Raw genomic sequence first — 750 nt, forward strand, 5'->3', positions numbered from 1 at the left:
GTCGGTGACGAGGTGTCCACCGTGCAGCAGCTCCCGACGACACCCATCTACGGCGTAGCGGTCTGATCGGGGCGGGTTGTGGCCAATGACAAGTACGGAATTCCGCCCGGGGGAAACAACGGGCCGTATTCCACAAAGTACTGGGCGGGAATTCACTACGCCCTCCCGTGGCAGGAACTTCTAGCCGGTATTGCTCTCGCCGGTTGGAAGAAAGACCAGTGGGCGACCGCCGCCGCTGTCTGTGCTGCCGAGTCAGGCCGCAACCCGTTCGTCTACAACACCTACAAGAAAGGCCATTTCGGTCTGTTCCAGATCAGCCGGGCCGCGTGGCCTGCGTTCTTCCCGTCCTCGGGCGATATGGAATTGCAGTGGTGCGCGCCGTGGCTCGCGCTTCCGCAGGCTTACAAGATCTGGCAGCAGCAGGGATGGAAGGCGTGGGAGGGATACACGAATGGTCGGTACCTCTCCTATCTCCCCGTGGCCAAGGCGCAAGCGGAGCTATTCGCAGGCCGAACGGGAACGCACGGGGGCGACGAAATCGGCTACTGGAAGTCGCTGTCTCCCTCGAAAACCACGACCGGCTATGTGCTCAAGGCCGCGGGCGTCACGGGCGCGGATCTCGCGGGCGTAGCCACGTCCGGTCTCGCGGATGCGGTGGCCGGCGCCACGGGGGCGACCGCGAACGCGACCGTGGACACCGGAGCGACTGTCGCGCAGACCGTGAACCAGGCGTTCGGGTGGCTCCCGGAC

The 750-nt window shown here is 64.9% G+C and carries 1 protein-coding gene; it reads left to right on the forward strand.

The window, feature by feature from the left end:
- Positions 1-78: 78 nt before the first annotated feature.
- The coding region (locus AQI95_RS47815) for a hypothetical protein (RefSeq protein ID WP_208614442.1) at positions 79-750 on the forward strand (672 nt) is incomplete at its 3' end.

Origin of the sequence: Streptomyces yokosukanensis (assembly GCF_001514035.1) — a bacterium.
GTDB classification, from domain to species: Bacteria; Actinomycetota; Actinomycetes; order Streptomycetales; family Streptomycetaceae; genus Streptomyces; species Streptomyces yokosukanensis.